General features: G+C 73.3%; 8 protein-coding genes. 6 read left to right on the top strand and 2 right to left on the bottom strand.

Annotated elements, in window-relative coordinates:
- Window positions 1–6 precede the first annotated feature (6 nt).
- Entirely contained in the window at window positions 7–1,062 is a 1,056-nt protein-coding gene (locus ABT137_RS36525; RefSeq protein WP_351715455.1) for a serine hydrolase domain-containing protein, read from the bottom strand.
- Between the two features lie 264 nt (window positions 1,063–1,326).
- Between ABT137_RS36525 and ABT137_RS36530 the strand changes: the two genes are divergently transcribed.
- The 6 genes from ABT137_RS36530 to ABT137_RS36555 all read left to right on the top strand — a co-directional run bounded on the left by ABT137_RS36530 (window position 1,327) and on the right by ABT137_RS36555 (window position 8,999).
- Window positions 1,327–1,995 (top strand): response regulator, encoded by a 669-nt coding sequence (locus ABT137_RS36530; protein WP_351715457.1) that lies wholly within the window; start codon window positions 1,327–1,329, stop codon window positions 1,993–1,995.
- Window positions 1,992–3,104 (top strand): sensor histidine kinase, encoded by a 1,113-nt coding sequence (locus ABT137_RS36535; RefSeq protein ID WP_351715458.1) that lies wholly within the window; start codon window positions 1,992–1,994, stop codon window positions 3,102–3,104. Before ABT137_RS36530 ends, ABT137_RS36535 begins: the two co-directional genes overlap by 4 nt.
- 307 nt (window positions 3,105–3,411) lie before the next feature.
- The gene (locus ABT137_RS36540; RefSeq protein WP_351715459.1) at window positions 3,412–4,110 is read left to right on the top strand and encodes a histidine phosphatase family protein; all 699 of its coding nucleotides are present in this window, start codon (window positions 3,412–3,414) and stop codon (window positions 4,108–4,110) included.
- Between the two features lie 140 nt (window positions 4,111–4,250).
- On the top strand, window positions 4,251–5,948 hold the full coding sequence (locus ABT137_RS36545) for an ABC transporter ATP-binding protein (RefSeq protein ID WP_351715460.1): 1,698 nt from the start codon (window positions 4,251–4,253) through the stop codon (window positions 5,946–5,948).
- Window positions 5,945–7,849 (top strand): ABC transporter ATP-binding protein, encoded by a 1,905-nt coding sequence (locus ABT137_RS36550; protein WP_351715461.1) that lies wholly within the window; start codon window positions 5,945–5,947, stop codon window positions 7,847–7,849. Before ABT137_RS36545 ends, ABT137_RS36550 begins: the two co-directional genes overlap by 4 nt.
- A gap of 79 nt (window positions 7,850–7,928) precedes the next feature.
- A complete protein-coding gene (locus tag ABT137_RS36555; protein WP_351715462.1) occupies window positions 7,929–8,999 on the top strand; it encodes an iron-siderophore ABC transporter substrate-binding protein in 1,071 nt (356 codons plus the stop codon).
- A 65-nt stretch (window positions 9,000–9,064) separates the two neighbouring features.
- On the opposite strand, the gene ABT137_RS36560 is transcribed toward ABT137_RS36555, so the two are convergent.
- The gene (locus ABT137_RS36560) at window positions 9,065–9,268 is read right to left on the bottom strand and encodes an MbtH family protein (RefSeq protein WP_351715463.1); all 204 of its coding nucleotides are present in this window, start codon (window positions 9,266–9,268) and stop codon (window positions 9,065–9,067) included.
- Between the last annotated feature and the right edge of the window lie 48 nt (window positions 9,269–9,316).

The raw sequence follows: 9,316 nt of genomic DNA on the forward strand, positions 1-9,316 counted from the left end.
CCCCGGTCAGGCGAAGGCGAGCGAGCGGAAGGCGTCGCGGACGTGGCCGAGGGGCCCGTGGTCCCTGGCGTAGTAGAGCTCGTTGGTCAGCAGGACCGCCCAGCGGCCCTGCTTCGGAGAGAGGAATGCGGCTGCTCCTGTGGTGCCGTGGTGCACCCAGATGTCGTCGGTCCCGGGGCCCGTTCCGGGGGCCGGGTGCCAGAGCAGTCCGCCGGCGGGTGTGAGATCGCCGGTCCGGATCCGCAGCGACTCCTGGACCCAGGCGGGGCCGAAGCCGGGTTGCCCGCCGCCCCCGTCCTGTTTCGGCTGGAGCAGGTGGCGGAGGAAGGCCGCGAGGTCGGGGAGGACGGAGAACACTCCGGAGCTGCCGCGGACTCCGCCGAGCAGGTGCGCCGACGGGCACGGGGTGGTGCCCCTCAGGCGGACCCCGGTGATGTCGTCGAGTTCGGTCGGCGCGCAGCGGGCGGCCGCTTCGTCGGGCAAGGGGCCGTAGCAGGTGCGTGTCATGCCGAGGGGCTGCCACACGCCGGTGGCCGCGAGGGTGTCGAGGCTCTGGCCGGAGAGGTCTTCGGCGAGGTAGCCGAGGACGAGGGCGGCGCGGTCGGTGTACTCCACGGCCTCCCCGGGCGGACGGCGTACGGCTTCCCGGAGGACGCCGTTGCGGATGTCCCGGGGGTGGGTGCCGTACCGGTTCCCGAGGTCGGTGTGGAGCGGAAGGCCTGCGGTGTGGGTGAGCAGGTGGCGGGTGTTCACCCGGCCCAGGGGGTGGCCGCGCACCTCGGACCAGAAGTCGCCCAGGTGCTCGTCGAGGTGCAGCCTGCCGTCCTCGACGAGGCATCCGACGGACGACCACACCGCGAGGATCTCCGTGAGGCCGGCGACGTCGAAGACGGTGTCGTGCCGCATCGGTTCGTCGGGCCGGTCGGGATCCAGGACGCCCGGGGTGCCGATGGCCATGTTCGAGCGGTCGCCGACGGCCCAGACGGCGCCGGGGTAGACCTTGTCGCGGACGCCTTCGCCGACGAGCCGACGGATGCGGTCGATGTCTAGGTCGAGGGCCATGGTCTCCCGATCTGTCCTGGGCCGTGTGATCTCCCGTCGCTCAGCGTAGTCAGGCGCATGCGGAGGTCCTGGCTGCGCCACGGGTGCGCCGGGCGCGCTGTTCGCCGAGCTGGCACGCCTGCCGCCCGGGCGGTGAGCGGGTGGCGGGCGGCCCGCCGACCGGCTGAGGTCACGCCGCCAACCGGCGGGTTCTCGGCGCCGGGCGCCGGGAGGAAGGCTCCCACGGGGTACGCGTCGACAGGGCATGCGACGAGCGGAGCGCACGTGATCCGGGTACTGGTGGTCGATGACGAAGCCCTGATCCGCACGGGCTTCATGCACATTCTCGAAACGGCGGACGACATCGAGGTCGTCGCGGCGGTACCGGGTGGCCAGGCGGTGCCCACGGTGCGGGAGCTGCGACCCGACGTCGTCCTGCTCGACATCCGGATGCCGGACGTGGACGGGCTCACGATCCTGGCCGACCTCCGCCGCATGCCCGAGGCTCCCGTGGTCGCCATGCTCACCACGTTCGACACCGACGAATACGTGGCGACCGCTCTGCGTTCGGGGGCCGCCGGATTCCTGCTCAAGGACACCGACCCCGAGCAGCTTCCCCATCTGGTGCGCACCCTGGCGGAGGGCGGGACCGTACTGTCGTCCAAGGTCACTCGCCTGGTGGTGGACAGCTACCTCGACAACAGCGTTCGTGAGCCCGCCGCCGTCCGTCTCACCGCCCGGCTCACCGAGCGCGAACGTGCCGTGCTCGTCCTCATGGCCGAGGGGCTCGCCAACACCGAGATCGGCGAACGGCTGCACCTGAGCACCGGAACCATCAAGGGCCATGTCACCAACGTCCTCGGCAAACTGCGGGTGAGCAGCCGGGTCCAGGCGGCTCTCATCGCCGAGCGCGCGGGCCTGCTCACTCCCTCGCAGGACGAGGGCGCCCGGTGAACTCCCGAAAGCCGTCGGCTGTGCTCCTCGACATCGGCTTCGTCGGGATCGCGCTGGCGGACTCCTGGGCACACGTCGGAGTCAAGGACCAGCCGGCTGCCGGGTGCGCGCTGCTCGGCGCCCTCGCCCTGATGCTGCGTCACCGGCTGCCGCTGACGACCTTCGTCCTCACGCTCCCCACCGCCCTGGTCACCGACGCGGTGGTCGCCCCCATGGCCGCGCTGTACACGCTCTCCTCCCTCAACCGCCACCGTCTCCTGCTGGCCGGCTGCGCGCTGGCCTACGCGATCATCGACTACCTGCCCTGGCCGTGGTCGTCCCTGGACGCCACCGAGTTGTCCCAGACCAACAACCTGTTCCACCTCAGCTACACGCTGGCCACCGCTGCCGCCCCTGTCTTCCTCGGCCAGCTCGTCCAGGCGCGGCGCGAACTGTCCCTGCGGCTCGCCGACATCTCCGAGGCCCGCGAGCAGGAACGGCTGCTGACCGCCCAGAGCGTGCTGGCGAAGGAACGCGCCCAGCTCGCCCGGGAAATGCACGACGTGGTCTCCCACCAGGTCAGTCTCATCGCCGTACAGGCCGGAGCGCTCCAGGTGAGCGGCCGGGACGCCGAGACGAGGCAGGCCGCGGCCACGATCCGCCGCCTGAGCGTGCAGACCCTGGAGGAACTGCGGCACATGGTCGGCGTGCTGCGGGCCTCCGGCAGCAGGCCCACGGAGCTCACCCCGCAGCCGTCGCTCGCCGACCTGGAGCACCTGGTCGAGGCGAGCGGCATCGAGGCGAAGCTGGAGACCGACCTGCCCGAGGAGCTTCCGCCCACGGTGCAGCGCGCCGTCTACCGCACCGTCCAGGAAGCGCTGACCAACGTCCGCAAACACGCCCCCGGCGCCGCCGCGACCGTCCGTGTCAGGCACAGCGACGGTGTCGTCCGCGCCACCGTCACCAACACCGCCCCCACCCGGCCTGCGGTCGCCCTGCCGAGCTCCCACAACGGCCTGGTCGGCCTGGCCCAGCGCGCGGAACTCCTGGGTGGCACCGTCACCTCCGGCCCCACCACCCAGGGGGGCTACGAGCTCCGCCTCGAACTGCCCCTTGAGCGGAACCGGTGAACGCCGCCACCGGCCCGGCCGTCCGCCGGCTCGTCAGCCGCGGCGCCGGCCACCGGACCACGGTCCGGTTGCGTACCCCGTCGGGCGGCGCGCAACGGTGACCGGTGCCGGTTCGGCCGGGCCGCGGGGGCATGCCGGCCAGTCGGCGGGGTGGTTCCGGACACCTGGCGGATAGTGCGGCCGGGGGACCTGCACCGACTGTGGAGCAGGTGAGGCACCACGTGGCGCCGGCCCGACCGGCCGAGCGGCCTTCGCGTGGTACTCACACCGTCCGAATCCGTGCCGGGCCAAGTAGGAGGTCGATCCCATGTCGATCCACCTGACGTTTCTGTGCGCGCCCGGCGGTGATGCCACTCTGGATCCGCTCCTCGGCGACGCCCCCCTGAGCGAGCGCTCCCTGCGTCTGGCAAGCACCGCGAGAGCAGTGCTCTCTCCCCACGAGCGGGCCGTCCGGGCGCCCTCGATCCGCTGCTCGCAGACTGCTGATGCCCTCGGCCTGGTGGCGGCGTCCGAGCCCATGCTGCGCGATCTCGACGTGGGCGGATGGTGCGGTCGCACCGTCGGTGAAGTCGCCGCGGCCGACCCCGACGGGTTCAGTGCCTGGCTCACGGATCCGGATGCCGCGCCCCACGGTGGGGAGTCCGTACGCCAACTCTGCCGCCGGTCGGCGGACTGGCTGCGCGGCGTGGCGCCCGACACGGGCCACGCGGTGGTCATTACCGAAGCGGCCGTGGTCCGGGCCGCGCTCATCCACGCCCTGGCCGTACCGGCAAGAACTTTCTGGCATCTCGAGGTGCCGCCCCTGTGCACGGTCTTCCTCACCTGGCGAGGCAGCCACTGGGACGTCCAGTGCGGCCGCGTCTCCCCCCGGGAGTCCCGGCAGCGGTTCCTCTCGCGGCCCCCGGCGCTCGCGGGCGTCGACAGCGAGCGGTCGGCGCCGGTCCACCTGGGCGGAGGGAAACGCCCGAGGACCTCGCCGGAATCGATCCTCACCAGCTGCGGGTAGGGCCTGACCTGCTCGTTCGGTGACGACGGCGCGGCACGGGTCCGGGAGCCGGTGCCGGTCACGTCCGGCATGGGGGATTGACGTGACCGGATTTACTTAGAGTAGCCTTGCCTAAGTTGACCGCTTCCGGAGGGTGGCCGGTGGGATCAGGGGAACTGTCGGGGCGGGACGTTCTGGCCGGCTCGGTCGGAGGGCAGGGGCGGCGGGTCGCTGTCGGCGCGGCGCTCGGGTGCGTGCACCAGCTCGGGGAAGCCCTGGTCCCCGTGCTCATCGGTGTCGTCGTCGACCAGGCCGTGGCCGGCCGGGACACCGGGCGTCTGGTGCTGTGGCTGGCGGTGCTGGCCGTCCTGTACGTGTGCCTGTCGTGGAGTTTCCGGCTGGGTGCGCGGGCCGGGGAGCGCGGGGCCGAGGAGGCCGCCCACGAGCTGCGGCTGGCCGTCGTGCGCCGGGTGCTCGACCCTCGGGGCGGGGCCGAGGCGGACCGGCTCTCCGGTGAGCTGGCCAACGTCGCCACCGAGGACGCCAAGCGCGTCGGAGCGGTCAACATGGCTCTGATGAGCGGGATCTCGGCCATCGCCGGGATCGCCGTCAGCGCGGTGGCGCTGCTGCTGACGTCCGTGCCGCTCGGTCTGATCGTGCTGTTGGGCACACCGGTGCTGCTGTGGCTCGGGCATCTGCTCGGCAAGCCGCTGGAGCGGCGCAGCGAGGCCGAGCAGGACCGGGCCGCGGGCGCCGCGGGGGTCGCGGCCGATCTGGTGGCCGGGCTGCGGGTGTTGAAGGGGCTCGGCGCGCAACAGGCCGCGGTCGAGCGCTACCGCCGCACCAGCCAGGTCTCCCTCGCGGCCACCCTGCGCGCGGCGCGGGCCGAGTCGTGGCAGACCGGGCTCGTGCTGGCCCTCACCGGCGGGTTCATCGCGCTGATCGCCTGGGTGGGCGGACGGCTGGCGCTCGACGGCTCCCTCACCCTGGGCCAGTTGGTCTCGGCGGTGGGGCTCGCGCTGTTCCTGCTGGGGCCCTTGGAGACGTTCGCCTGGGTCAACGCCGAGCTGGCGCAGGGCCGTGCCTCCGCGGCCCGGATCGCCGAGGTGCTCTCCGCCGGGCCCGCCGTGCCGGGCGGGGACGAGCCGGTTCCGGACGCGGTGCGCGGGGAGTTGCGGCTGCGCGGGGTGCGGCTCGGCGGCCTGGACGGCGTGGACCTCGACGTGCCCGCCGGGCGGCTGACCGGGATCGCGGTGACCGATCCGGCGTGCGCCGAGGCCCTGTTGAGCTGCCTGGGCCGGGAGAGCGACCCGGAGTCGGGCTCGGTCGAGCTGGACGGGGTGCCGCTGACCCGGCTGGACCCGGCCCGGCTGCGGGCCGCGGTGCTGGTCGCCGCGCACGACGCCGCGCTGTTCGAGGGGTCCCTCACCGAGAACGTGGTCCCCGCGGGCGCTGCCGATGACCTGCTGACGGCACGCGCCATGGCCGCCGCCGACGCCGACGAGGTGGTTCGTTCGCTGCCGCACGGCGCGGCCACCGGGGTGGGCGAGGGCGGGCGTTCGCTGTCCGGCGGGCAGCGGCAGCGGGTCCTGCTGGCGCGGGCCCTGCACGCCGGACCCCCCGTCCTGGTCGTGCACGATCCGACGACCGCCGTGGACGCGGTCACCGAGGCGCGGATCGCCGAGGGGCTCCGGGAGTTCCGGCAGGGCCGTACGACGGTCGTGGTGACCAACAGCCCGGCGCTGCTCTCCGTCACCGACCGGGTGGTGCTGCTGGACGGCGGCCGCGTCGGCGCCGAGGGCACCCACGCGGAACTGGCCCGGACCCATGAGACCTACCGGACGGCGGTGCTGGCATGACGGACCCCGTCCCGGAGCCGGACCACACCGCCGGACCGGACCACGCAGCCGCACCGGACCGCACCGCCGGACCGGACGTGACCGGGGGACCGGACGTCACCGCAGGGCCGGACAGCGCCGCAGGGCCGGACAGCGCCGAAGGCCGTCTCCTGCCCACCGCCACGCCCACCCGCACCCGCGCGGCCGTCCGCGAACTCCTGCGCCCCGACCGGAAACTGGCGGTCGCCGGCTTCGGCACGATGGTGATCGCCACGGCCGTCGGACTGCTCACCCAGCCGCTGCTCGGGCACATCGTGGACGTGGTCACCGAGCACCGCTCCCCCGACGCGCTCACCTGGCCGGTCGTCGCGCTCGCCGGGGTCGCCGTGGTGCAGGGCGTCAGCACCGCGCTGGGCATGTCCCTGGTGTCCCGGCTCGGCGAGACCGCACTCGCCCGGCTGCGCGAACTCTTCGTGGAGCGCGCCCTGTCACTGCCGCTGGAGCGGCTGGAGCGGGCGGGCTCCGGCGACCTCAACTCCCGGGTCACCCGGGATGTCTCGCGGGTCGCCGACGCGGTCCGCACCGCCCTGCCCGAGCTGGCCCGCTCCGGGCTGTCGATCGTGCTGACCCTGGCCGCCCTCGCCCTGCTGGACTGGCGGTTCCTGCTGGCCGCGCTGCTCGCGGTGCCGGTGCAGGCGCACACCGCCCGCTGGTACGTGCGGAACGCCGTGCCCCTGTACGCGAAGGAGCGGATCGCCACCGGGGCCCAGCAGCAGCAGTTGCTGGACAGCATCGGCGGGGCGCGGACGGTACGGGCGTACCGGCTGCAGGAGGACCACACCCGCCGGGTCACCGAGCGGTCGCGGGCGGCGGTGGAGCTGACGATGCGCGGGGTGCGGCTGGTGCTGCGCTTCTACAGCCGGCTGCACATCGCCGAGTACGTGGGCCTCGCCGCCGTGCTGGTCACCGGGTTCCTGCTGGTGCGGTCCGGCTCCGCCTCGGTGGGTACGGCGACGGCCGCCGCGCTCTACTTCCACAGCCTCTTCGGGCCGGTCAACACCGCGCTGGTGCTCCTCGACGACGCCCAGTCGGCGACGGCGGGGCTGGCCCGGCTGGTCGGGGTCGTCGACGAGCCGGCGCCCGCGGCCGACGAGCGCACGGGCGGTCGTACCACCGGTGTGGCGGGCGATCCGACCGTGACGCTGACCGGGGTCTCGCACGCGTACGTGCCCGGCCGTCCGGTGCTGCACGGCGTCGACCTGATGGTTCGGCCCAAGGAGCGGGTCGCGCTGGTGGGTACCACGGGTGCGGGCAAGACGACTCTGGCGCGGCTGGTGGCGGGACTGCACCGCCCGGAGGCCGGCCGGGTCGACGTCGGCGGCGCCGAACCGGACGGCTCCGGCCGCCTGGTGGGGCTCGTCACCCAGGAGGTGCACGTCTTCGCCGGGCCGCTCGCCGACGACCTGCGCCTCGCCCGCCCGGACGCGAGCGACGAGGAGCTGCGGGACGCGCTGGCCGCGGTGGGCGCCCTCGGCTGGGCCGAGGCCCTGCCGGAGGCGCTGGACACGGTCGTCGGCGACGGCGGGCACCGGCTCACCGCCGACCGGGCCCAGCAACTCGCCCTGGCCCGGCTGCTGCTGGCCGATCCGCCGGTCGTCGTGCTCGACGAGGCGACCGCCGAGGCGGGCAGCTCCGGCGCCCGGCTGCTCGACGAGGCCGCCGAGCAGGCGCTGCGCGGCCGTACCGCGCTGGTCGTGGCGCACCGCCTCAGCCAGGCCGCCGCGGCCGACCGGGTGGTCGTGCTGAGCGACGGCCGCGTGGTGGAGGAGGGCACCCACGACGAACTCCTCGCCGCCCGGGGCCGGTACGCCGCCCTGTGGCAGGCCTGGTCGGACCACCGCTCCCCCGCCGCTCCCCACTGATCTCCACAAAGCCGAGCCGCCCCCGCCGGACCCATCGCCAGGAACAGCCGAGAACGGCCAAGAACAGAAGGATCAGCCGATGCCCCGCGTCACCAGAGTGTCCAGGCTCACCGGCCTGCTCGCCTCCGTACTCCTGCTCACGGCGACGGCGGTCGCCTGCGGCACCTCCGACTCCGACAGCGACTCCGGCTCGTCGTCGTCCGCGGCGAAGGGCTCGTCCGCCGGCGCGTTCCCCGTGACGATCGCCCACAAGTTCGGCAGTACGACCATCAAGTCCGAACCCGAGCGGATCGTGACGGTCGGCCTCACCGACCAGGACGCCGTCCTGGCCCTCGGCAAGGTCCCGGTCGGCACGACCGAGTGGCTGGGCGGCTACAAGGGCGCGATCGGCCCCTGGGCCCAGGACAAGCTGGGCAGCGCGGCCGCGCCCACCGTGCTCAAGGACACCGGCACCGGCCCGCAGGTGGAGAAGATCGCCGCGCTCAAGCCGGACCTGATCCTCGCCGCGTACTCGGGGCTGACGAAGGCCCAGTACGAGAACCTGTCGAAGTTCGCGCCGGTCGTGGCCCAGCCGAAGCAGTACAACGACTACGGCGTGCCGTGGCAGCAGCAGACCGAGGAGATCGGGCAGGCGCTCGGCAAGGCGGACGAGGCGAAGGCCCTGGTCTCGGGCGTCGAGGCCAAGTTCGCGGCGGCCGAGAAGGCGAACCCCGCGTTCGCCAAGGCCACGGCGGTCATGGCGACCCCGTACCAGGGCGTGTTCGTCTACGGCAGCCAGGACCCGCGCTCCCGGCTCCTGTCCGACCTCGGGTTCGCGCTGCCCAAGGACCTCGACAAGGTGATCGGGGACCAGTTCGGCGCCCAGATCAGCAAGGAGCGCTACGACCTGCTCGACCAGGACGTGGCCGTGTGGATCGCGCCGGACACCACCACGTCGGTCACCAAGCTGCACGGTGACCCGGTCTACGGCGATCTGAACGTGGTGAAGCAGGGCCGTGAGGTCTACATCAAGGAGACCAGCGACTACGGCAACGCGGTGTCCCTGTCGACCGTGCTGAGCATCCCCTACGTCCTGGACCGCCTGGTGCCGCAGCTGGCGGCGGCGGTGGACGGCAAGACGTCGACGAAGGTGGAACAGCCGGCGTCGTGAGCGCAGGAGAGCAGAAAGGGGGGCGGTCCGGTTCCAGACCGGACCGCCCCCCCTTTCGTGTGCCGTCAGGAGCCGTCGACCAGGCTCTTGGGCCGCATGTCCGTCCAGTGTGTCTCGATGTGGTCCAGGCACTCCTGCCGGGCCGCCGGGCCGTGGACGACGGTCCAGCCGGCCGGTACGCCCACGAAGTCGGGCCAGAGGCTGTACTGGCCCTCGTCGTTGACGAGGACGGAGTAGACGCCTTCGGGGTTCTCGAACGGGTTGCTCATGTCAGCGGTTCCTTGCCTTCCGGTCCGGTCGGTGCGTGTGTGCTCTCG

This window comes from Streptomyces sp. NPDC001980 (assembly GCF_040296885.1).
GTDB lineage: Bacteria > Actinomycetota > Actinomycetes > Streptomycetales > Streptomycetaceae > Streptomyces.

Bases quoted from the DNA above. Each gene is read 5' to 3' on its own strand.
- ABT137_RS36540 (WP_351715459.1), top strand. From the start codon at position 3,412: ATGTCGATCCACCTGACGTTTCTGTGCGCGCCCGGCGGTGATGCCACT.
- ABT137_RS36525 (WP_351715455.1), bottom strand. From the start codon at position 1,062: ATGGCCCTCGACCTAGACATCGACCGCATCCGTCGGCTCGTCGGCGAA.
- ABT137_RS36555 (WP_351715462.1), top strand. From the start codon at position 7,929: ATGCCCCGCGTCACCAGAGTGTCCAGGCTCACCGGCCTGCTCGCCTCC.
- ABT137_RS36550 (WP_351715461.1), top strand. From the start codon at position 5,945: ATGACGGACCCCGTCCCGGAGCCGGACCACACCGCCGGACCGGACCAC.
- ABT137_RS36560 (WP_351715463.1), bottom strand. From the start codon at position 9,268: ATGAGCAACCCGTTCGAGAACCCCGAAGGCGTCTACTCCGTCCTCGTC.